The 21,109-nt window shown below is 67.4% G+C and carries 18 protein-coding genes; 11 read left to right on the plus strand and 7 right to left on the minus strand.

Annotation, left to right across the window (positions count from 1 at the left end):
* The first annotated feature begins 171 nt into the window (after nucleotides 1-171).
* From secA to HV701_RS20130, 5 genes are all read left to right on the plus strand, one after another.
* Nucleotides 172-2,907 (plus strand): preprotein translocase subunit SecA, encoded by a 2,736-nt coding sequence (gene secA / locus HV701_RS20110; protein ID WP_175134779.1) that lies wholly within the window; start codon nucleotides 172-174, stop codon nucleotides 2,905-2,907.
* A gap of 12 nt (nucleotides 2,908-2,919) precedes the next feature.
* The gene (locus tag HV701_RS20115) at nucleotides 2,920-3,642 is read left to right on the plus strand and encodes a VOC family protein (RefSeq protein WP_175134780.1); all 723 of its coding nucleotides are present in this window, start codon (nucleotides 2,920-2,922) and stop codon (nucleotides 3,640-3,642) included.
* A 203-nt stretch (nucleotides 3,643-3,845) separates the two neighbouring features.
* A complete protein-coding gene (locus tag HV701_RS20120; protein ID WP_175134781.1) occupies nucleotides 3,846-4,589 on the plus strand; it encodes a GntR family transcriptional regulator in 744 nt (247 codons plus the stop codon).
* Nucleotides 4,586-5,575 carry a tripartite tricarboxylate transporter substrate binding protein gene (locus tag HV701_RS20125; protein ID WP_175134782.1) on the plus strand — a complete coding sequence of 330 codons (990 nt, stop codon included), beginning with the start codon at nucleotides 4,586-4,588 and terminating at the stop codon, nucleotides 5,573-5,575. Before HV701_RS20120 ends, HV701_RS20125 begins: the two co-directional genes overlap by 4 nt.
* Before the next feature lie 59 nt (nucleotides 5,576-5,634).
* Nucleotides 5,635-7,329: a thiamine pyrophosphate-binding protein gene (locus HV701_RS20130; RefSeq protein WP_175134783.1), complete on the plus strand. Its 1,695-nt coding sequence runs from the start codon at nucleotides 5,635-5,637 to the stop codon at nucleotides 7,327-7,329.
* Between the two features lie 69 nt (nucleotides 7,330-7,398).
* Here HV701_RS20130 and HV701_RS20135 read toward each other — a convergent pair whose 3' ends face one another.
* On the minus strand, nucleotides 7,399-7,935 hold the full coding sequence (locus HV701_RS20135) for a cysteine dioxygenase family protein (protein WP_175134784.1): 537 nt from the start codon (nucleotides 7,933-7,935) through the stop codon (nucleotides 7,399-7,401).
* Nucleotides 7,936-8,100: 165 nt separating this feature from the next.
* Between HV701_RS20135 and HV701_RS20140 the strand changes: the two genes are divergently transcribed.
* The 3 genes from HV701_RS20140 to HV701_RS20150 all read left to right on the plus strand — a co-directional run bounded on the left by HV701_RS20140 (nucleotide 8,101) and on the right by HV701_RS20150 (nucleotide 10,315).
* Nucleotides 8,101-8,880 (plus strand): SDR family oxidoreductase, encoded by a 780-nt coding sequence (locus HV701_RS20140; RefSeq protein WP_175134785.1) that lies wholly within the window; start codon nucleotides 8,101-8,103, stop codon nucleotides 8,878-8,880.
* Nucleotides 8,881-9,017: 137 nt separating this feature from the next.
* Complete coding sequence (locus tag HV701_RS20145; protein ID WP_105555509.1) at nucleotides 9,018-9,476, plus strand: Lrp/AsnC family transcriptional regulator; 459 nt, start codon at nucleotides 9,018-9,020, stop codon at nucleotides 9,474-9,476.
* Between the two features lie 227 nt (nucleotides 9,477-9,703).
* On the plus strand, nucleotides 9,704-10,315 hold the full coding sequence (locus HV701_RS20150; RefSeq protein WP_175134786.1) for a gamma-glutamylcyclotransferase: 612 nt from the start codon (nucleotides 9,704-9,706) through the stop codon (nucleotides 10,313-10,315).
* Between the two features lie 24 nt (nucleotides 10,316-10,339).
* Here the strand turns inward: HV701_RS20150 and pagP are convergent, their stop codons facing one another.
* The 4 genes from pagP to HV701_RS20170 all read right to left on the minus strand — a co-directional run bounded on the left by pagP (nucleotide 10,340) and on the right by HV701_RS20170 (nucleotide 14,006).
* Nucleotides 10,340-10,894 carry a lipid IV(A) palmitoyltransferase PagP gene (pagP, locus tag HV701_RS20155; protein WP_175134787.1) on the minus strand — a complete coding sequence of 185 codons (555 nt, stop codon included), beginning with the start codon at nucleotides 10,892-10,894 and terminating at the stop codon, nucleotides 10,340-10,342.
* Nucleotides 10,895-11,025: 131 nt separating this feature from the next.
* Entirely contained in the window at nucleotides 11,026-12,498 is a 1,473-nt protein-coding gene (mgtE, locus tag HV701_RS20160) for a magnesium transporter (protein ID WP_175134788.1), read from the minus strand.
* Between the two features lie 10 nt (nucleotides 12,499-12,508).
* Nucleotides 12,509-12,919: an acyl-CoA thioesterase gene (locus HV701_RS20165; RefSeq protein ID WP_175134789.1), complete on the minus strand. Its 411-nt coding sequence runs from the start codon at nucleotides 12,917-12,919 to the stop codon at nucleotides 12,509-12,511.
* Nucleotides 12,920-13,022: 103 nt separating this feature from the next.
* Nucleotides 13,023-14,006: a YeiH family protein gene (locus tag HV701_RS20170; protein WP_175134820.1), complete on the minus strand. Its 984-nt coding sequence runs from the start codon at nucleotides 14,004-14,006 to the stop codon at nucleotides 13,023-13,025.
* A 247-nt stretch (nucleotides 14,007-14,253) separates the two neighbouring features.
* Here HV701_RS20170 and HV701_RS20175 point away from each other — a divergent pair, with 247 nt between their 5' ends.
* On the plus strand, nucleotides 14,254-15,150 hold the full coding sequence (locus HV701_RS20175; protein ID WP_175134821.1) for a LysR family transcriptional regulator: 897 nt from the start codon (nucleotides 14,254-14,256) through the stop codon (nucleotides 15,148-15,150).
* Between the two features lie 69 nt (nucleotides 15,151-15,219).
* On the opposite strand, the gene HV701_RS20180 is transcribed toward HV701_RS20175, so the two are convergent.
* A complete protein-coding gene (locus tag HV701_RS20180; protein ID WP_175134790.1) occupies nucleotides 15,220-16,416 on the minus strand; it encodes a M20 aminoacylase family protein in 1,197 nt (398 codons plus the stop codon).
* Nucleotides 16,417-16,492: 76 nt separating this feature from the next.
* Between HV701_RS20180 and HV701_RS20185 the strand changes: the two genes are divergently transcribed.
* Nucleotides 16,493-18,193, plus strand: coding sequence for an AMP-binding protein (locus tag HV701_RS20185; protein WP_175134791.1), 1,701 nt, complete (start codon nucleotides 16,493-16,495; stop codon nucleotides 18,191-18,193).
* A 20-nt stretch (nucleotides 18,194-18,213) separates the two neighbouring features.
* Here HV701_RS20185 and HV701_RS20190 read toward each other — a convergent pair whose 3' ends face one another.
* The gene (locus tag HV701_RS20190) at nucleotides 18,214-19,089 is read right to left on the minus strand and encodes an inositol monophosphatase family protein (protein ID WP_175134792.1); all 876 of its coding nucleotides are present in this window, start codon (nucleotides 19,087-19,089) and stop codon (nucleotides 18,214-18,216) included.
* 147 nt (nucleotides 19,090-19,236) lie between these two features.
* Between HV701_RS20190 and mnmC the strand changes: the two genes are divergently transcribed.
* Nucleotides 19,237-21,099, plus strand: a complete 1,863-nt coding sequence (gene mnmC, locus HV701_RS20195) for a bifunctional tRNA (5-methylaminomethyl-2-thiouridine)(34)-methyltransferase MnmC2/FAD-dependent 5-carboxymethylaminomethyl-2-thiouridine(34) oxidoreductase MnmC1 (protein WP_175134793.1) — start codon at nucleotides 19,237-19,239, stop codon at nucleotides 21,097-21,099.
* Nucleotides 21,100-21,109 lie beyond the last annotated feature (10 nt).

The raw sequence follows: 21,109 nt of genomic DNA on the forward strand, positions 1-21,109 counted from the left end.
GCGATCCGGGCTACAGTGCCACCTGGCCATAGGATCAGGCTATAACGCGCCAGGTGCGTTAAACTGGTTCGTTTCCCAGCGGGACCCCCGCTCAACCAATAAATCAAGTCACGGGCGACGCCGTCCTTTGCCCCTTGCGGGTGCGGCGGGACTCGTGCGGCCGACATACGCATGGTTTCTCTGCTCAAAAAACTCATAGGCAGCCGCAACGACCGGCTGCTTAAGCAGTATCGCAAGCTGGTAACCCAGATCAATGGGCTGGAGCCCAAGATCTCCGCGCTTTCCGATGCGGAACTGGCGGCCAAGACCGCGGAATTCCGCGCCCGCCACGCGCAGGGCACGTCGCTCGACGAGCTGCTGCCCGAAGCCTTCGCTGTCGTGCGTGAAGCCGGCAAGCGGGTGTTCGGCATGCGCCACTTCGACGTCCAGATGCTGGGCGGTATCGCGCTGCACAGCGGCAAGATCGCCGAAATGCGCACGGGGGAAGGCAAGACGCTGATGGCGACCCTGCCGGTCTACCTGAACGCGATCGCCGGCAAGGGCGTGCACGTGGTCACGGTGAACGACTACCTGGCCCGCCGCGACGCCGAATGGATGGGCCGCCTTTATCACTTCCTGGGCCTGACCACGGGCGTGGTGGTGCCGCAGCAGCCGAACGAGGAAAAGAAGGCCGCCTACGCCGCCGACATCACCTACGGCACCAACAACGAATTCGGTTTCGACTACCTGCGCGACAACATGGAATACCGTGTTGAGGACCGCCGCCAGCGCGGCCTGTTCTACGCCATTGTCGACGAAGTGGACTCGATCCTGATCGACGAGGCGCGCACGCCGCTGATCATCTCCGGCCAGGCCGAAGACCATACCGAACTCTACATCCGCATGAACGCGGTGCCGCCGCTGCTGACCCGCATGGCCAGCGAGCCCAAGCCGCAGGAGCCGGAACCCGAGGGCGACTACTGGGTCGACGAAAAAAGCCAGCAGGTCTACCTGTCGGAAGCCGGCCACGTCAACGCCGAAGGCATCCTGGCGCGCCTGGGCATCCTGCCCGAAGGCGAATCGCTGTACGACCCGCGCCACATCGCGCTGATGCACCACCTGATGGTGGCGCTGCGCGCCAACACGCTGTTCTTCCGCGACCAGCAGTACGTGGTGCAGGACGGCGAAGTCATCATCGTCGATGAATTCACGGGCCGCCTGATGGTGGGCCGCCGCTGGTCCGACGGCCTGCACCAGGCGGTCGAGGCCAAGGAAGGGGTGAAGATCCAGCACGAGAACCAGACGCTGGCCTCGATCACCTTCCAGAACTACTTCCGCATGTACGAGAAGCTGTCCGGCATGACCGGCACGGCCGATACGGAAGCGTACGAGTTCCAGGAGATCTACGGGCTTGAAACGGTCATCATCCCGACCAACAAGCCCATGGTCCGCAAGGACCAGAACGACCAGGTGTTCAAGACCGACGCGGAAAAGTACAACGCCATCCTCGAGGACATCCGCGACTGCCACGAGCGCGGCCAGCCGGTGCTGGTGGGCACCACCAGCATCGAGAACTCGGAGCTGCTGTCGGGCCTGCTGAAAAAGGCCAAGCTGCCGCACGAAGTGCTGAACGCCAAGCAGCATGCGCGCGAAGCCGAGATCGTCGCCGAAGCCGGCAAGCCGGGCCACATCACCATCGCCACCAACATGGCGGGCCGCGGCACTGACATCGTGCTGGGCGGCAGCGTCGACAAGCAGGTCGACCTGATCCGCGCCGACGAGGCGCTGTCCGAGGACGAGAAGACCGCGCGCATCGAGAAGGTGCGTGCCGACTGGAAGCCGCTCAACGATCAGGTCAAGGCCGCCGGCGGCCTGCGCATCATCGGCACCGAACGCCATGAATCGCGCCGTATCGACAACCAGCTGCGCGGCCGTGCTGGCCGCCAGGGCGATCCGGGCTCGTCGCGTTTCTACCTGTCGCTGGAAGATTCGCTGATGCGCATCTTCGCCGGCGATCGCGTGCGCGCCATCATGGAGCGCCTCAAGCTGCCCGAGGGCGAGCCGATCGAGGCCGGCATGGTGACGCGCTCCATCGAGACCGCGCAGCGCAAGGTGGAAGGCCGCAACTTCGACATCCGCAAGCAATTGCTGGAATATGACGACGTCGCCAACGACCAGCGCAAGGTGCTGTACACGCAGCGCAACGAAGTGCTGGAAGCGGCGAGCGTCGGTCCCATGGTCGAGAACCTGCGCGACGCCGCCGTGGTCGAGCTGTTCAATACCTACGTGCCGCCCGAGTCGGTGGAAGAGCAGTGGGATATCCCCGCGCTGCAGAAGGCGCTCGAGGCCGATTGGCAAGTTCACTTGCCGCTGGTCGAGATGCTCGAGAAGGAAGCGAACCTGACCGACGAAGACCTGCGCGAGCGCGTGGTCGCGGCGGCACGCGGCGTCTACCAGGGCAAGGTCGACCAGGTCGGCGTGGAATCGTGGTCGCAGTTCGAGCGTTCGATCATGCTGCAGGCGATCGACACGCACTGGCGCGAGCACCTGTCGGCGCTGGACTACCTGCGCCAGGGCATCCATCTGCGTGGCTATGCGCAGAAGAATCCCAAGCAGGAATACAAGCGCGAGGCCTTCGAATTGTTCTCGGGCATGCTGGACCGCATCCGCGACGATGTGGTGCGCGTGCTGATGACGGTGCGCGTGCAGTCGTCCGAGCAGGTCGAGCAGGCCGAGGCCGAGGCGGCCCAGTCGCATGTGCAGAACGTGCAATACCACCATTCGGACTACGACGAGGCATTGGCCCAGGCAGCCGACGACTCTGGCGCCCAGCCGGTGCGCAACGTGATGCCCAAGGTGGGGCGCAACGATCCCTGCCCGTGCGGCAGCGGCAAGAAGTACAAGCAGTGCCACGGCAAGCTGGTCTGAGCGGATAACGCCATGCTGCATGCCGTCGGCCAGACCGAGTTCGACCACGCCGTGGTCATGGTGCGCGACCGGCTCGACGCGCTGGCACCGCACTTCGAGCGCCAGGGCTTTCACCTGAGCGACAAGGCCGTGCACAACCTCGGTTCGTGCAATCGCCTGATCGTGCTCGAAGGCACTTACGTCGAACTGCTGGGCTGGCCGCCCGGCGCGCCACCGGCGCGCAAGGAAATTGCCGATTCGCCCTTCGGGCTCGAGGCGCTGGTGTTCCGCACCTACGACGCCGAGGCCACGCGCGAGCGTCTGCTCGCCGCCGGCTTCGCCGTCAATCCGATGCAGGAATTGTCGCGTCCCGCCATGCTGGACGGCCAGGAAGTGCAGGCCCGTTTCCACACCGTGCGTTTCGCCGAGCAGCCGCTGCCCGGCATCCGCATGTATTTCTGCCGCCACCTGACGCCCGAGTGTGTCTGGTCGCCCGCGCTGATGGCCCACCCCAATGGCGCCCGCGGCTTGTATCGCATCGACGCCCGCGCCGCCCAGCCGCGGCAGGTGGCGGAGCGTCTGGCCCTGGTGGCCGGCGTCACGGCCGAGGCCGCGGCCGGCGGCGGCTGGGACGTGCCCCTGGCCAACCTGCGGATCCACGTGCGGGAAGATCCCGCAGCCGTCGTGCCCACGCTGGCGACGTTGACGCTGGAAAACCGCGACGGCGCCCACTACACCCTCGATACCGGCGTCTGAACCCGGCGTCTGACGCGACCCGCGCCTGTGTGGCGCGGCGCGCCATCCGCCGTCTCCGCTTTGATTCCATTTCACGCCCTTTGTCGAACAGGGGCGCAGCGTTGCCGCGCGCGTTGCGGGCAAACCCGGGTTGCGAAGCAAAGTGTATGCACTTTAGTATGCACTTCATCCCCTTTCCCCCCGTCCTGGCGGCCCCTCCCTCTATGACACAATCCCGACCCGCGGCCCGCACCATGGCCGGCCAGGCCGAGTTGTACAGCGCTGTCAAGGCGATGGCGGTCAGCTTCGAGTTCAAGCCGGGCGAGCGCATCAACGAAGTGGAATTGGCGCGGCGCTTGAATGTCAGTCGCACGCCCCTGCGCGAGGTGCTCAACCAGTTGATGGTGGAGGGATTTCTGACGCGCTCGGTGAACCGCGGCTTTATCGCCCGGTTGCTGGATGCCAAGCAGATCCACAGTCTTTACGAGTACCGTGCGGTGCTCGAGGCCGGCATCGTGCGCGCGGCCTGCGAGCGCGCCTGCGATGAGGAACTGGTGGCATTGCGTGCCTTCGTCGAACGTTCGCGCGATGTGCCCGAGGACAGCGATGCGACCCGCCTGCTGGAACTGGACGAGGCATTTCACCTGATGCTGGCGCGCCATACGCGCAACGACGAATTCGTGCGCGCGCTGGAAAGCGTCAACGCGCGCATCCACTTCGTGCGTTGGATCGACATGCAGCAGGGGCGCCGCAGCCATACCCAGGGCGAGCACATGCGTATCGTCGAGGCGCTTGAGCGGCGCGACATCGATGTGCTGCCGGACATGATGCGCAGCCATATCGGCAGGCGGCTGGACCAGATCACGGACGTCATCCGCACCGGCTTTTCCACGATTTACATGCGGGACCAGGCCGAACCCGCTTCGGTAATGCCGGCCAACACCACAACATCAGGGGAAAACTCATGAACCATTCAACGATCCGGCGCGCCCTCGCGGCCGTCTGCGCGCTGGCCGCGCTGGGGGGCGGATTCGGCGCCGCGCCCGCCCATGCGGAGGAAAAGCCGCTGGTCCTGGTGGTGCCCTATCCGCCGGGCGGCAGCACCGACATCCTGGCCCGCATCATGCAGCCGCGGCTGTCGAAGGAATTGGGCGGCCGTGCCGTGGTGGTGGAAAACCGTCCGGGCGCCGCCAGCCAGATCGCCACCGCTTTCGTGGCGCGGGCCGAGCCCGATGGCAGCACGCTGCTGGTGAGCTTCGACAACCACGGCATCAATCCGGCGGTGAAACCGAAGCTGCCGTACGACACCTTCAAGGACTTCGTCGCGATCACGCAGACCGTGCGCTTTCCGCTGGTGCTGGGCGCCAACCCGAGCGTGCCGGGCGACAACCTGAAGGAATTCCTGGCGGCCGCGGCCAAGCAGCCGCCCAACAAATTCAACTATGCCTCCACCGGCGTGGGGTCGCTGAATCACCTGGCGCCCGAAGAACTCAAGCGCCTGTCGAAAGTCGAGCTGCTGCACGTGCCGTACGGCGGCGGCGGTCCGGCGATCCAGGCGGTGGTGGGTGGCCAGGCCAACATGACCTGGCTGAGCTTCGCGGCGCTGCGTGGCCAGATCCAGGCCGGCAAGATCAAGCCGCTGGCCGTGGCCGGCGACAAGCGCCTGCCGGACCTGCCCAACGTGCCGACGGTTGCCGAGTCCGGTTTCCCCGGATTCGTTGCCTATTCGTGGAGCGGCATGTTCGCGCCCAAGGGTACGCCGGAGGCGACCATCAAGAAACTGACGCAGGCCTTCAATACGGTGCTGGCCGATCCCGAGGTCAAGAAGAAACTGGAAGAGGCGGGCTTCGAGATTGTGGCGTCGAACGGCCCGGCGCTGGATGCCTACGTGAAGGCGGAATACAACCGCTGGAGCCAATTCATCAAGCGCAACAACATCAATCTGGATAACTGAGCGGTCTGGGGCGCGGCGCCGCGGGGCGCCGCCCGATCCGCATACCGCATGGAGAAGACATGGATACCTTGACCGGCGCCGAAGCAATGGTGCGGATGCTGCAACACAACGGCGTCAAACACATTTTCGGTCTTTGTGGCGATACCAGCCTGCCGTTCTACGACGCGCTCTGCCGGCTCGATCACGGCATGCGGCACATCCTGACCCGGGACGAGCGCAGCGCCGGCTACATGGCCGACGCCTATGCCCGCGTGACCGGCAAGGTTGGCGTGTGCGAAGGCCCGAGCGGCGGCGGCGCGACCTACTTGTTGCCGGGACTGGTGGAGGCCAACGAGTCGTCCATCCCGGTGCTGGGCATCACCTCCGATGTGGCGGTGGGCTCGCGCGGCAAGTATCCGCTGACCGAGCTGGATCAGGAAGCGCTGTACCGGCCGCTGACCAAGTGGAACCGCACCATCGACCGCGCCGACCAGATCCCCGGCATGGTGCGCGCGGCTTTCCGCGCCATGACCACCGGCAAGCCCGGCGCGGCGCACCTGTGCTTTCCCTATGACGTCATGAAGCAGCAGGTGGATGCCGCCGACGTCTGGGCCCAGCCCGAACACGCGCAATTCCCGTCGCTGCGCTACGCGCCGGATCCGGCCGACGTGGCGCGCGCCGCGCAGCGGCTGGTGGGCGCGCGCGCCCCCGTGATCATCTGCGGTGGCGGCGTGGTGATCGCCGGCGCCTGCGGCGCCTTGCAGGAACTGGCCGAAAGCCTGAAGGCGGCGGTCTGCGTGACCGTCAGCGGGCAGGGCAGCCTGGCGGATACCCACCCGCTCAACGCCGGCGTGGTCGGCTCCAACGGCGGCGTGATGGCAACGCGCGATGTGGTGGCCGCGGCCGATGTGGTGTTGTTCGTCGGCTGCCGGGCCGGGTCGACCTCGACCGAACATTGGCGCTTCCCGAACCGCGACGTGCCGATCTTGCACATCGATATCGACCCGATGGTGATCGGCGCCAACTACCTGACGGAAGTGGGCATGGTGGGCGACGCCAAGCTGGCCTTGCAGGCGCTGGGCGCCGAAGTGCAGGCACGTCTGGCGCATCGGCCCGCCGACGCGGCCGACGGCGCGGTGCTGGCCGGCCGCGCCAAGGCCGCGCGCCGCGCGCAGCTGGAGCCGTTGGCCAGCAGCCTGGACGCGCCGATCCGTCCCGAGCGCGTGGTGCAGTCGCTCAACCGCCTGTTGCCCGATGACGCCGTGGTGTGCGCTGACCCGGGCACGCCATGCCCGTATTTCTCGGCTTATTACGACGTGTCCCGACCGGGCCGCCACTTCATCACCAACCGTGCCCATGGCGCATTGGGTTTCTCGATGTCGGCGGCGCTGGGTGCGTGGGTCGGCCGGCCGAACGCCAAGTGCGTCTCGGTCATGGGCGACGGCAGCTTCGGTTTCACGGTCGGCGAACTGGAGACCATCGTGCGCCATAAGGCGCCGTTGCTGATGGTGGTGTTCTCGAATTCGGTCTATGGCTGGATCAAGGCCAGCCAGAAGGCCGGCTACGACAAGCGCTACTACAGCGTGGACTTCGACCGCACCGACCACGCCCGCATCGCCGAAGCCTATGGCGTGAAGGCGTGGCGGGTCGAGGACCCGGCCAAGCTGGACGCGGCGATCAAGGCGGCCATGGAGCATGACGGGCCGGCGCTGATCGACGTGGTGGCGCAGCCGCTGCAGGACGCCGCTGCGCCGGTCAGCCAGTGGATGGGCTGACCAGCGGACGGGCAGAACAAAGCGGGGCCAGGGGTGGCCCCGCTTTTTTCATGGCGCTGGCGGCGGTGTTCAGTGCGGCGCGAGCGTCGGCACCAGATGGTTGACGCCGGTACAGAGGTCGGCCTGGTCGACGCCATACAGGTGCAGGGATACCGCGATGCCGGGGCCGGCATTGCCGAGCCGGTGGATCTGGCGCAGCCCCGGGGTGGCGGTGACGATATCGCCCGGACGGCGGCGGACTTCGCCACACGTCACCGCGGCACCGGCGTTCGGGTCCCAGCGGTAGTGGGTTTCGGTCAGCTCGCCCTGCAAGACCTGGTAGGTGCACCAGGTCTTGTGGCCGTGGACTGGACTGAATTGTCCCGGGCGCCAGATCAGGTAGGCGATGGTGAAGGCGCCGTGCGGATCGGCGTAGGCGATGTGGCGGGTGTAGCGGTCGGGGTGGCCCGCGCGCAGCGCGTCGGGCAGGGCGCGCAGCATGTCGCCGGCATTGGCGACACTGGCGGCCAGCTCGTGCAGCAGGGCGCGCGCGGCGTTCATCTGGGCGGCCTGCACCGATTCACACAGCGAGCGCAGGTTGGCGGTGGCGAGTGGGAGGGGGGACATGGCGGTACGCCCTGAGTGACAAGCCTTCATCTTAGGGATTCGCGCTGGAATACCTTTGCCAAATCGGCCCGCCCTGTGCCAATGTTTAGAAAAAAATTCCACCCCTGCCGCCCGCCAGCGCTCCTATACTGATTCGCTTCTTGGTACCACTCTGGAGGGTCGGGCATGGATCTTGGGATCAGCGGCAAGACGGCATTGGTATTCGGCGGCAGTCGCGGCATGGGCCGGGCGTGTGCGCTGCAATTGGCGCGCGAGGGGGTGGCGGTCACGATCGCCGCCCGCAATCCGCAGACGCTGGAACAGGCCGCGACCGAAATCTCGCAGGCGGCGGGCATTGGCGTGGGCTGGGTCTCGGCCGATCTGACCCGGCCGCAGGGCCGTGACGCCGCGCTGGCCGCCTGCCCGCATCCCGACATCCTGGTGAACAATGCCGACGGTCCGCTGCCGGGCGATTTCCGCGATTGGTCGCACGAAGACTGGGTCGCGGCGCTGGACGCGATGATGCTGGGGCCGATCGACATGATCCGGCGGGTGCTCGATGGCATGATCGAGCGGCGCTTCGGGCGCATCGTCAACATCGTGTCGCGCAGTGTCAAGGCGCCGCATGCCGAACTGGGGCTGTCCAACGGCGCGCGCGCCGGATTGATTGGCTTTGTCAGCGGCCTGGCGCGGCAGACCGTGCGCCACAATGTGACCATCAATAATCTCTTGCCGGGGGCGTTCGCGACCGACGCGCAGGCGCGCCACATCCGCGGCATGCTGGAGCAGGGCGGCAAGACCTTCGAGCAGTTGTGGGACGAGCGCGGCCGCGCCAATCCGGCTGGCCGCTATGGCCAGCCTGAAGAGCTGGGGGCGCTGTGCGCTTACGTCTGCTCGGCGCAGGCGGGTTACATGACGGCGCAGAACATCCTGATCGACGGCGGCGGCTACCCGGGCACTTACTGACGCCGCCGGCGGCGCCGGCCGCTCGGCCCCGCGGCGCGATGTGCGGCCGAGCCTCGATATATCCCTAGGGTGTTCCGCGGCTGGACGCCGACGGGACGGCAGGGCAAGATGGCGCCGATATCGCTTGAGGAACCTCCATGGACCAGACGGACATCAAGATCCTGGCGTTGCTGCAGAAGGATGCCACCTGCTCGGTCGCCGAGATCGCCGAACAGGTCAACCTGTCCGTCACGCCATGCTGGCGCCGCATCCAGAAGCTCAAGGACGATGGGGTCATTGCCCGCAACGCCATCCTGCTGGACCCGCGCGCACTGGGACTGAACCTGACCGTGTTCGTGTCCATCAAGACTAGCCAGCACAATGAGAAATGGACCCAGAGCCTGATCAATGCCGTCATGGCGTTGCCCAACGTGGTCGAGTTCCACCGCATGGCGGGCGATATCGATTACCTGCTCAAGGTCGTGGTCGAGGACATGGCGGCCTATGACCGCTTCTACCGCCGCCTGATCGGGGCGGTGGACCTGCTGGACGTCAGCGCCAGTTTCTCGATGGAAGTCATCAAGAGCACCACGGAGTTGCCGCTGGACGCGGTCTAGCGGCCTGCAGGCCCGGAGCGCCGCCGCTTCCGGTGTGCCGCTTGCCCGCCGGGAAGAAGGGCGCGGACGGCATGGGCGCAATTTTTTTTCTCCGGCAGCCGCTTGCGGCGAATACAAATTTCTTTCGGCGTGTTGCTCGCGGCCTATCTCGCAATGCTTTTGCGCGGCAGGCGGCGTAGGATATCCGGCATTCCTGATGGAATGAACCCGCGATACCAGAGGACCCTATGTCGTTGGCAGTACCCGCCGGCTGTGCCGGATCGGCGCAGACGCACGCCGCGTCGGCGGACGCGCTTTTGGCTGGATGGAATGGCACTGACGACCTGTGGCTGTTCGCCTACGGGTCCCTGATCTGGCATCCCGGGTTTGCCTGGCGCGAACGGCGCCTGGCCACGGTGCGCGGCTACCACCGCTCGCTGTGCCTGTGGTCGCATGACCATCGCGGGTCGCCCGACAATCCCGGGCTGGTGTTCGGCCTGGACCGCGGCGGTTGCTGCCGTGGCGTGGCCTACCAGATCGCGGCCAACGATGTGCCGGCGGTGTTCGAGGCGCTATGGCGCCGCGAGATGGTCACCGGCGCCTATACGCCGCGCTGGCTGGCTTGCCATACCGAGCCGGCGCCGGTGCGGGCCTTGGTGTTCCTGCTCAACCGCGCTTGCCAGGAATACGCCGCCGGCCTGACCGATGACCGCCTGCTGGCGTCGGTGCGCAACGCGGTCGGGCACTCGGGGCCGTGCCTGGACTATGTGGTGGAAACCGAGAAGGCGCTACGCGCCCATGGCATCGACGACTGGCGCCTGGGTGAGCTGGTGCGCCGGCTCGGCTTGCAGCCCTGCTGAGGCCGGCGTCGGCCGGCCCGGGTGTCAGAAGGCCCAGCGGCCGAACATGAACAGCACGTTGCCGGCGCCGCGCGAGCCGGGGATGTAGGTGGCGTAGAGCATGGTGTCCTTGTAGCCGGCCGAGACCAGCGGCAGCACGCCAGGGAAGGGCACGTAGCTCATGATGTCGTGGCGCGCGGTCAGGAAGACCGTATAGCCGGCGCCCAGTCGGAAGTTTTCGCCGACCCGCCCGATTTTCAGGAAGCCATAGCCGGCGATGGGCTCGACCTTGCTGTGCGAGTCCAGGAAAGCCATGGCGTACAGGCCCTGCCAGTCGCCGTCTTCGTCGTAGATGCTGCGGCCATAGCCACCGCCCCAGGCCAGCTCGTTGAAGCTGTTGATCTTTTCACGGCTGTACATGGCGCGGTTGTGCCATGAATAACCACTGAAGTAGAGGTCGTTGCCGCCTTCGGTCCAGATCTGGTCGAGGCGTTGACAGGCGGGTTGGGCCCAGGAAGGCAGGTTGTCGCAGGCGTGCGCGGCGGCGCTGAAGGTCGAGAGCAGCAGGCAGAAAAGCGCTGCCCGGAATTTGGCGGTCATTGTAGGGACAGAAAATGATGACAACCCCGTTACTGTAACGGAGCTGCCGATCTTTTTACTGTCATGCCGCTGTCAACACGGGACCCTGGATGTGCCATGAAACAATCGTGGCCACATCCGTTGTTGAGGCGCTACAGCAGGAAAATCGTCGCCAGGCCGAGGAAGATGAAAAAGCCCAGCGAGTCGGTGGCGAAGGTCAGCAGCACCGACGATCCCATGGCCGGATCCTTGCCGAACCGGGCCCGCACCATCGGCACCAGCACGCCCACCGAGGCGCCGACGAGCATGTTGCAGACCATGGCCGCCATCATGACCAGCGCGATCGAGATCGAGTGCGAGATGGCCCAGGCGAACAGGGCCGCCACCAGGCTGCCGCACAGGCCCACCATCAGGGTCACGAGCAATTCGCGCTTGACCAGCTGCCACAGGTTGCGGCCGGTGATGCGGCCCATGGCCAGGGCGCGGATGATCAGCGTCATGGTCTGGTTGCCCGAGTTGCCGCCGATGCCGGCGACGATCGACATCAGGAACGCCAGGATCACGATCTGGCTGACGGTGCCCTCGAATTGCGAAGCCACGAACGAGGCCGTGGCGGCGGTACAGAGGTTGAACAGCAGCCACGGGGCGCGGTTGCGCAGCGCGGTGCTGACCGGCGCGAAGATGTCTTCTTCCTGCAGACCGGCGCGCGACAGGGCCTGTTCCTGCGAGTCCTCGCGCATCACGTCGACCACGTCGGCGATGGTGACGCGGCCGATCAGGCGGCCCTGGTCGTCCATCACGGGCGCCGAGACCAGGTCGTAGCGTTCGAATGCGCCGGCGGCGTCAGCGTCCGAGTCGAGCGGGTTGAGCGTCAGGAAATCGGAGTTCATGACGGCGCGCACCTCGGTCTCGGGCTCGCTGACCAGCAGGCGCGACAGCGGCAGGATGCCCTGCAGCTTGTCCTGGCGGTCGACCACGAAGATCTGGTCGGTGTGGTCGGGCAACTCGTGCAGGCGGCGCAGGTAGCGCAGCACCACCTCGAGCGTGACGTCCTCGCGCACCCGGACCATTTCGAAGTCCATGATGGCGCCGACGCTGTCTTCCGGATAGCCCATGGCTTCCAGCAACTGCGCCCGTTCTTCCTCGGTCAGGCCCTTCTGCACTTCGGCCACGACGTCCGGCGGCAGGTCGGGAGCCAGGTCCGCCAGTTCGTCGGCGTCCATGTTGCCGGTGGCTGCCACCAGGTCCTGGCGGTCCATCGCTTCGATCAGCGATTCCCGCACCCAGTCCTCGACCTCGAGCAGCACGTCGGCATCGTGCTCGGGGCTGACCAGTTTCCAGATGGCCTGGCGCTCGTCCTTGGGCAGCGATTCCAGGATGAAAGCGATGTCCGCGGGATGCAGGCCGTCCAGCAGCGTCTTGAGTTCCGCCTCGTGCTGGCGGTGCACCAGGTCTTCGACCAGGTTGGCCTTGGAATCACCTTCTTCCTGGCGGTGCACCAGGTCGGCGACCAATTGCTGGCGGCGCAGGCATTCCTGGACTTCGGCCAGGGCGTGCTGCGCGTCTTCCGGGTCGAGGCGGCGGGGCGTCGCGGGCGGTTTCTGCGCGGCGGCGGACTGCGTCATGCGTTACGACTCAAAGAATGGGGAGAGGGCGGCTGCGCCGTGCTTCGTCGGTGGCGACGTAGGTCAGCGTGGCTTCGGTGACCTTGACCACCTCGGCGTCCAGGCGCTGGCGTTCCGCGTAGACCTCGACCGAGACGGTGACGGACGTGGTGCCGGTCTTGACGATGGCGGCGTAGAAACTGAGCAGGTCACCCACGAACACGGGCTGCTTGAACTGGAAGGCGTTGACGGCGACGGTGGCGACCCGGCCGGCGGCGCGGCGGGCGGCCGGGATGGATCCGGCGATGTCGACCTGGGACATGATCCAGCCGCCGAAGACGTCCCCATGGATGTTGGCGTCCGCGGGCATCGGCATGACGCGCAATACCGCCTCGCGATTGGCGGGCAGGGTCGTGAAGGGGGTTTGGGTGCTGGAGGTCATGCGGCCGGCTCCAATGCAAGGCAACCAGCCGATTATGCAGGAAAAACGTGGCGCCGGCGCGAGCCGGCGCCACGTTGGCGCGCTTCGTGGCAGCGGGCGCGGATCAGGAGGCCAGCTTGACGATGCCGTAGCCGCCGACCAGCAGCCACGCGTAGAGGATCAGGCCCAACGCCATCACGCGGGGACCGGCCTTGCGGATGTTGGCGAAGCGGGTCTCGATGCCCAGCGCGGTCATGGCCATGGTCAGGGCGAAGACATCCAGGCGGCGGATCGCGGCGACGGCGTCGGCCGGAATGATGTTGAGCGAATTGATGATGGCCAGGGCCAGGAAGCCGACCGCGAACCAGGGGATCGGCAGCTTGGCGCCCTTGGCGCCGCCGCCGGCGTGGCTGGCGGCGCTGCGCAGGTACAGGCCGAGCACCAGCAGTACCGGCACCAGCAGCGCGACCCGGGTCATCTTGACGATGGTGGCGACTTCCGTGGTGGCGGGGTCGATGTTGCTGGCCGCTCCGACCACCTGCGCGACTTCGTGGATGGTGCCGCCGATGTAGATGCCCAGGGCCTGGGTGTCGAAATGCAGCCAGCCCGCGTGGTACAGCACCGGATACAGGAACATCGACAGGGTGCCGAACAGCACCACGGTGGCCACCGCCACGGCGCTCTTGTGCGGCTGCGCCCGCAGGGTCGGCTCGAATGCCAGCACCGCGGCCGCGCCACAGATGGCGCTGCCGGCGGCGGTCAGCATGGCGGTATCGCGGTCCAGCCCCAGCATGCGCTGGCCGACCCAGGTGCCGAGCAGCAGCGTGCCCACCACCACCGCCACCGACACCGCCAGGCCCGGCAGGCCGACGGCGGCGATCTGCTGAATGCTGATGTTCAGCCCATAAAAAGCCACCGCGATACGCAGCAAGCGGCGCGCGGTGAAGTTGACGCCCACGCCCCAGTCGACCGGCATGGTGCCGCGCAGGAAGTTGCCATACAGCATGCCGCAGACGATGCCCACCACCAACGGCGAAAAGCCCAGCTGGCGGATGGCGGGCAGGTCCGCCAGTTGCATGACCGCCGCCGACATGAGGCCGACGAACAGGACTCCGTTGAGCTTGTCGCGCCAGGGCGTGGCGGCGGCCGTGGCGGCGGGCGCCGCAGTGGGAGCGGCAGGTTGGGGGGGCGGTGGTGGTGGCAGTGCTCATGGCGGGCCTTTCTGCATATCTAAATAACTAGACGAAATAATAATTTCGGGCCCGTTATTTGGAAAATTTTCATTTTTGATATGAAATATCGGGAATTCTGATAGTTAGGTGCCGCCACGTCGCCGTGGCACGCCGCCCGTGCCCATGACCCCGGACCAATTGCTAACCTTCGCCACCGTGGCCGACGCCGGCAATATCAGCCGCGCGGCGCAGCAACTGCACCTGTCGCAGCCCGCGGTCTCGGGCCAATTGCGGGCGTTGCAGGAATGGTTTGGCGAACCACTGTATCGCCGCAGCGGCCATGGCATCGCGCTGACCGAGGCGGGCGAGCGTTTGGCTGAGCAGGCGCGCCAGTTGCGCCAGGTGTACCGCCAGGCGCAGGCGGTGCGGGAGTCCTGGCGCGGCCTGGAAACCGGGGTGTTGCGCCTGGGGGCCAGCACCACGCCGGCCAGTTATCTCCTGCCCGGGCTGGTGGCGGATTTCCGCCACGCCTTTCCCGCCGTCAGCCTGCACCTGTCCGATGGCAATACCCGTGAAATCGTCGAACGCCTGCCGGCGCTGGATCTGGCCTTCATCGAAGGCGACGTGCCCGCGGGTCTGCCCGCCGATACCGCCGTGCATGCTTGGCGCCAGGACGAGGTGGTGGCGATCGTGCGCGCCGATCATGCCTTGGCGGGCAAGGGCGCGGTGACATTGCGGGACCTGGCGGCCTCGGCGCTGGTGATGCGCGAGCCCGGGTCGGGCGTGCGGCGGCTGGTCGAGCGCGCCTTCGCCGACGCCGGCCTGGCGCCGTCGGTGGGGCTGGAACTGGCCGGGGTGGAGGGCGTGAAGCAGGCGGTGCGGGCCGGGCTGGGCGTGGGTTTTGTCTCGGCCATGTCGATGCGGCACGAGGATGGCGCGCTGGCGGCGTTGCGGTTGTTGCCACGGCCCCTGACGCGCACTTTGAGCATTCTGGTGCCGCATGCCGACGCCGCCGCTCGCGCCACCCAGCGCTTCCTGGCCATGTGCCAGGCGGTACGGAACGGGCCGGCGGAAGGCTAGGGCCGGCCGCGCTTCAGGGGCGCCGCGCGCGGGCCGGACGTTGGCCGCCAGCGCGCGGGGAGCGCGGCCTCAGGGCTTGGCCAGGCGCTTGAGCGCCAGTTGCACCCAGTAGGTGCCGCCCAGCGGCAGCAGTTCATCGTTGAAGTCATAGCTGCCGTTATGCAGCATGCACGGACCGAGGCCATGGCCTGCGGCGCGGTGGTCGCCCACGCCATTGCCGATCCAGACGTAGCAGCCCGGCAGCTCCTGCAGCATGAAGGCGAAGTCCTCGGCGCCCATGGTGGGCTGGACATGGTCGTTGACCTTGTCGTCGCCGACGATGTCGCGCATGACCTCGGCACAGAAAGCCGCTTCTTCCGGATGGTTGATGGTGGGCGGGTAATTGCGCTGGAACGTGAATTCCACTTCGCAGTCCATCGCCGCGCAGGTGTGGCGCGCGATCTCTTCCATGCGGCGTTCGATCAGGTCCAGCACGTCCAGCGTGAAGGTGCGCACCGTGCCGCGCAGTTCGGCGTGGTTGGGCACCACGTTGTCGGCGCTGCCGGCGTGGATCTGGGTGATGCTGAGCACCGCGGCGTCGAGCGGATTGCGGTTGCGCGTGATGATGGTCTGCAGCGACTGTGCCATCTGCACCGCCGCCATGACCGGATCGATGCCCAGGTTGGGCATGCCGGCATGCGTGCCCTTGCCCTTGATGACGATGGAAAACTCGTTGCTGGAGGCCATGATGGGGCCGGCGGTCACGCCGAACTGGCCGGGCGCCATGCCGGGCCAGTTGTGCATGCCGAATACCGCTTCCATGGGAAAGCGGGTGAACAGGCCGTCGTCGATCATGCGCTTGGCGCCGCCGCCGCCTTCCTCCGCGGGCTGGAAGATGACATAGACCGTGCCGGCGAAATCGCGGTGCTGCGACAGGTAGCGCGCCGCCGCCAGCAGCATGGCGGTATGGCCGTCGTGGCCGCAGGCGTGCATCTTGCCGGCGTGCTGGCTGGCGTGGGCAAAGGTGTTGGCTTCCTGCATGGGCAGCGCATCCATGTCGGCACGCAGGCCGACCGCGCGTTCGCCCGGCCGGTTGCCGCGGATGATGCCGACTACGCCGGTGCCGCCGAGGCCACGGTGGATTTCAATGCCCCATTCCTCGAGCTTGGCCGCGACCACGTCGGCGGTACGGAATTCCTCGAACGCCAATTCGGGGTGCGCGTGGATATCGCGCCGGATCTGGGAGATCTCGTCGCGCCAGGCGACGATGGGATCGAGCAGTTTCATGGGAAGCTTCGGGCGGAATTTGGGAACGCAACAAGGTTATCATCAATCAAAAGCCAATTTAATGGAGACAAACACCATGACTCGCCCGTGGCTTGCCCATTACCCGCAGGGGGTTCCCGCCGATATCTCCATCGACGAGTACGCATCGCTTACCGACCTGCTGGACCGGGCCTGCAAGCAATATGCCGGGCGCGTCGCCTGCACCGCCATGGGCAGCGACATCACCTATGCGCAACTGGATGCGCACGGCCGCGCGTTCGCCGGCTGGTTGCAGAGTCTGGACCTGCCCAAAGGATCGCGGGTCGCGCTGATGATGCCCAACGTGCCGGCCTATCTGGTGGCCCTGCTGGGTACCTTGCGGGCCGGTCATGCGGTGGTCAACGTCAACCCGCTGTACACCACCGAGGAATTGCAGCGGCAGTTGCTCGACAGCGGCGCGGCGGTCATCGTCATTCTTGAGAATTTCGCCCATACCCTGCAGAACGTGTCCGAGCGCGGTCAGCTCAGGCACGTCGTGGTGACCGGGCCGGGCGACCTGCTGGGCGGCCTGAAGGCGCCGCTGGTGAACCTGGCGGCGCGCTACATCAAGAAGATGGTGCCCCCCTGGCATATCGATGGCGCGCTGATGCTGCCGAAGGTGCTGGCCAAAGGAGCCGGCCTGCCGTTCACCGCCCCGGCCATTTCGATGGACGATCTGGCGGTGCTGCAATACACGGGCGGCACTACCGGGGTGCCCAAGGGCGCCATGCTGACGCATCGCAACCTCACCGCCAATGTGAAGCAGATGGAGGCGGTGGCGGCGCCCGCGCTGCGCGACATGACCGACCGCCAGATCACCGTGCTCAGTGCCTTGCCGCTGTACCACGTGTTCGCCATGACGGTCTGCGGCCTGTATGGCATGTATGCGGGCATGCGCAACGTGCTGATCATCAATCCGCGCGACCAACCATCACTGGTCCAGGCCTGGCGCAAGACGCCCATTAATGTGTTTCCCGGCGTCAATACGCTGTTCAACGCGCTGGTGCACAACGAGGATTTCGCCAGGCTGGATTTCTCGGGGCTGCGCCTGGCCCTGGGGGGCGGCATGGCGGTGCAGCAGGCGGTGGCCGAGCGCTGGCTGAAGATCACCGGGCGGCCCCTGATCGAAGGCTACGGGTTGTCGGAGACCTCGCCGGTGGCCACGGTCAATCCGTGCGACGCCACGGCCTATTCCGGTTCCATCGGCCTGCCGTTGCCGTCCACGTATGTCGCCATCCTGGACGACGCCGGCAACGAGGTGCCGTTGGGCGAGCGTGGCGAGGTCAGCATTCGCGGACCGCAGGTCATGGCCGGCTACTGGCAGAAGCCCGAGGAGACGCGCCACGTCATGACGGCCGACGGCTTCTTCCGCACCGGCGATATCGGCATCATGGACGACAAGGGCTACACGCGCATCGTCGACCGCAAGAAGGACATGATCACGGTGTCAGGCTTCAAGGTCTATCCGAACGAGGTGGAGGCGGCGGTGTCGCAGATGCCTGGCGTGCTCGAATGCGCGGCCATCGGCGTGCCGGACGAGCATTCGGGCGAGGCGGTCAAGGTGTTCGTGGTGAAGAAAGACCCGTCGCTGACTGAGGCGCAGGTGCAGCAATGGTGCAAGGACAAGCTGACCGGCTACAAACGGCCGCGCTTCGTGGAGTTCCGCGACGAATTGCCCAAGAGCAACGTCGGCAAGATCCTGCGGCGTGAATTGCGGCCCGGCGCCGAGGCCGCCGCGCCACAGGGGCAGGCGGCCTGACGCCACGGGGCCGCAGGGCGTCAGCCCGGCGGGTCCAGGTGCGGCGCGATCATCCCATGCAGGGCGCGTTCGATGTCCGGGTTGCCGGCCACCACGCGCCCGCCGATGGGCCAGGAATCCCGCTGGTGCATATCGCTGCAGGCGCCGCCCGCCTCGCGCACGATCAGCGTGCCGGCGGCCACGTCCCAGGGCGCCAGGCCCATTTCCCAATAGCCGTCGTAGCGGCCGCAGGCGGTCCAGGCCAGATCGAGCGCGGCCGCGCCCATGCGCCGCACGCCGCGCGCCCGGTTGATGGCGTCGTGCAGCATCGGCATGTACTGGCTGGCGAAGGAGAAATCGCGGAATGGGAAGCCCGTGGCGAGCACCGCGTCGTCGAGCGTGCGGGTGCGCGAGCAGGTGATGCGGCGGCCATTGAGCCACGCGCCCAGGCCATACACCGCGGTGAACAATTCCTCGCGGCAGGGATCGTAGACCACGCCGGCCACCGGCATGTCCCGCGCCAGGCGTTCGTTGGCCGAGATGGCGGTGCCGGCATGCGCGATCAGCGCGATCGACACCGCATAGTGCGGGATGTCGTGCAGGAAATTGGTGGTGCCGTCCAGCGGATCGATGTACCAAGTGGCCGCGCCCTGCGCCTGGCCGCCGGTTTCCTCGGCGACGATGCCGAACTGCGGCGTGCGCGTCTGCAATTCGTCGATGATGGCGGCTTCGGCCTCGCGGTCGGCTTGCGACACCAGATCGTTGCGCGCCTTGCGATCGATCACGAGATCGGCGCGGTGATGCGCGTAGGATTGCAGGATGGCCGCGCCGGCATGGGCTGCAGTGACCGCGGCGTCGAGCGCCGCGCACAGGTCGATGGGCGAGGTCAGCGAGCGGGGCGGATCATAGGTTTCCATGAAACCAGTGTAAGCCCAGGCATGCGTCAAAACCGTTGCGGAGAGCCAAAAGCCGCGCCGCGCGTGGCGTACATCCAACGCGGAAGGAACGCGTCAGCCGATAATCCTTTTTTTCCGCCTTTCCCGATATTTCCTGAGCCGGTTTCCATGTCTTCGTCCTATGTGCCCCTGACCCCCGCCGTTGTCGGATTCGACGCGCAAGGCCGGCTTTACAGCCCGGCATATGGCGACGTCTATCACTCGCCCTCGGGCGCGCTGGGGCAGGCCGAGCAGGTGTTCCTGCGTGGCAACGGGTTGCCGGAGCGCTGGCGGGGACGCGGGGCGTTCACCGTATGCGAGACCGGTTTCGGCCTGGGCCTGAATTTCCTGGCATTGTGGCGCGCCTGGCGCGACGATCCGCAGCGCCCGCGCCGATTGCATATGGTCTCGCTGGAGGCGCATCCCTTCGGCCGCGAGGACCTGGCGGCGTTATTGGCGCGGCATGCGCCGGAGCCGCTCGCGGGCCTGGCGGCGCAATTGGCGGCGCGATGGCCGCCGTTGTTGCCGGGCCTGCATCGACTCGAATTCGAAGCGGGCGCGGTGACCCTGACGCTCGGTTTCGGCGATGCGCAGGCCCTGGCGCCGCGCATCGCGGCGCGTGTGGATGCTTATTTCCTCGATGGCTTCGCGCCCGAACGCAATCCGCGCATGTGGGATACGCCGTTGCTGCGAAATCTGGCCCGGCTTGCGGCGCCGGGCGCCACGCTTGCCACCTGGGCCTGCACCGGAGAACTGCGGCGGGCGTTGCAGGCTGCGGGTTTCGAGGCGCGGCGAGCGCCGGGCTATGGCGGCAAATGGCACATGACGGTGGCAACGGCGAGCGGGGGCGCGGACGCCGCGCCGGCGGCGGACGATGACGCGCGCCATGCGCTGGTGGTGGGCGCCGGACTGGCGGGCGCGGGCATTGCGCAGGCGCTGGCCTTGCGCGGCTGGCGCGTGACCGTGCTGGATGCGGCCCTGGGGCAAGGGGAGGCGGCGCATGCCGGCCACGTGGCGGCGGCGTTGACGCCAGTGCTGGCGCGCGACGACAACGCCCGCGCACGCCTATCGCGCGCCGGTAGCGGGCGCGCCCTGGCCCGATGGGCCGGCCTGCCGGGCGGCGCCGCGCCGCGGGTCTGCGGCACGGTGCAACTGGATCGGGACGCGGGCCGCGCGGCGGCGCTGGCGGACACCCTGGCAACCCTGGCGTTTCCCGCCGATTGGGTGCGCGCGGTGAGCCAGGACGAGGCCAGCGCGCTGGCCGGCCTGCCGTTGGCGCGCGGCGGGGTGTTTTTCGGCCAGGGCATGCTGGTGCAGCCCAGCCTGTTGATTCCCGCCCTGTTGGCGACTCCGGGCGTGCGGGTCGTGCCGGCTCAGGTGGCGCGGCTGACGCGCGCGGCCAGCGGCTGGTGCGCGCGGGATGGGGCGGACTCGATCTTGGCGCAGGCCGATACCGTGGTGCTCGCCAATGCATTTGGCGCGCGCGCCGTACTGGACGCCAGCGGCCTGCTGGCGCCGTTGCCGCGGGTGGCGCAGATGCACGCGCTGGCGGGAGAAGTCACGCTGATCCCTGCCGCCGCGCTGGGCGGCGGCCCGCGCTGCGTGGTGGGCGGCGAAGGCTACCTGTTGCCGGATACCGGCGCCGGGTGCGTGGCGGGCAGCACCTACGTGCATGGCGCCGCGGAGCCGCGGGTCGGCGCCGAAGGCCAGCGCGTTACCCTGGACAAGGCGGCCGGCCTGCTGGGCGCTGGCGCCTTGCGGGCCCTGGCGCCGGGCACGTTGCCGGGCTGGGCGGGATGGCGCGCGGTGCTGCCAGGCCGCCTGCCCGCGGTGGGCGAACTCGCCCATGCGCCCGGCCTGTGGCTGGCTGCCGGCTATGCGTCGCGCGGGTTGTCGTGGTCGGCGTTGATGGGCGATCTGATCGCGGCGCGGCTGGGCGGCGAGCCGTCACCTCTTGAAACCGATCTGTCCGCGCTGATCGCTCCGCGCTGAAAAGCGGGGG

Source organism: Achromobacter pulmonis (assembly GCF_902859765.1).
GTDB classification, from domain to species: domain Bacteria; phylum Pseudomonadota; class Gammaproteobacteria; order Burkholderiales; family Burkholderiaceae_B; genus Achromobacter; species Achromobacter pulmonis.

Excerpts from the sequence above, each read along its gene's own strand:
- secA (WP_175134779.1), top strand. The coding sequence starts at position 172 with ATGGTTTCTCTGCTCAAAAAACTCATAGGCAGCCGCAACGACCGGCTG.
- HV701_RS20115 (WP_175134780.1), top strand. The coding sequence starts at position 2,920 with ATGCTGCATGCCGTCGGCCAGACCGAGTTCGACCACGCCGTGGTCATG.
- HV701_RS20120 (WP_175134781.1), top strand. The coding sequence starts at position 3,846 with ATGACACAATCCCGACCCGCGGCCCGCACCATGGCCGGCCAGGCCGAG.
- HV701_RS20125 (WP_175134782.1), top strand. The coding sequence starts at position 4,586 with ATGAACCATTCAACGATCCGGCGCGCCCTCGCGGCCGTCTGCGCGCTG.
- HV701_RS20130 (WP_175134783.1), top strand. The coding sequence starts at position 5,635 with ATGGATACCTTGACCGGCGCCGAAGCAATGGTGCGGATGCTGCAACAC.
- HV701_RS20135 (WP_175134784.1), bottom strand. The coding sequence starts at position 7,935 with ATGTCCCCCCTCCCACTCGCCACCGCCAACCTGCGCTCGCTGTGTGAA.
- HV701_RS20140 (WP_175134785.1), top strand. The coding sequence starts at position 8,101 with ATGGATCTTGGGATCAGCGGCAAGACGGCATTGGTATTCGGCGGCAGT.
- HV701_RS20145 (WP_105555509.1), top strand. The coding sequence starts at position 9,018 with ATGGACCAGACGGACATCAAGATCCTGGCGTTGCTGCAGAAGGATGCC.
- HV701_RS20150 (WP_175134786.1), top strand. The coding sequence starts at position 9,704 with ATGTCGTTGGCAGTACCCGCCGGCTGTGCCGGATCGGCGCAGACGCAC.
- pagP (WP_175134787.1), bottom strand. The coding sequence starts at position 10,894 with ATGACCGCCAAATTCCGGGCAGCGCTTTTCTGCCTGCTGCTCTCGACC.
- mgtE (WP_175134788.1), bottom strand. The coding sequence starts at position 12,498 with ATGACGCAGTCCGCCGCCGCGCAGAAACCGCCCGCGACGCCCCGCCGC.
- HV701_RS20165 (WP_175134789.1), bottom strand. The coding sequence starts at position 12,919 with ATGACCTCCAGCACCCAAACCCCCTTCACGACCCTGCCCGCCAATCGC.
- HV701_RS20175 (WP_175134821.1), top strand. The coding sequence starts at position 14,254 with ATGACCCCGGACCAATTGCTAACCTTCGCCACCGTGGCCGACGCCGGC.
- HV701_RS20180 (WP_175134790.1), bottom strand. The coding sequence starts at position 16,416 with ATGAAACTGCTCGATCCCATCGTCGCCTGGCGCGACGAGATCTCCCAG.
- HV701_RS20185 (WP_175134791.1), top strand. The coding sequence starts at position 16,493 with ATGACTCGCCCGTGGCTTGCCCATTACCCGCAGGGGGTTCCCGCCGAT.
- HV701_RS20190 (WP_175134792.1), bottom strand. The coding sequence starts at position 19,089 with ATGGAAACCTATGATCCGCCCCGCTCGCTGACCTCGCCCATCGACCTG.
- mnmC (WP_175134793.1), top strand. The coding sequence starts at position 19,237 with ATGTCTTCGTCCTATGTGCCCCTGACCCCCGCCGTTGTCGGATTCGAC.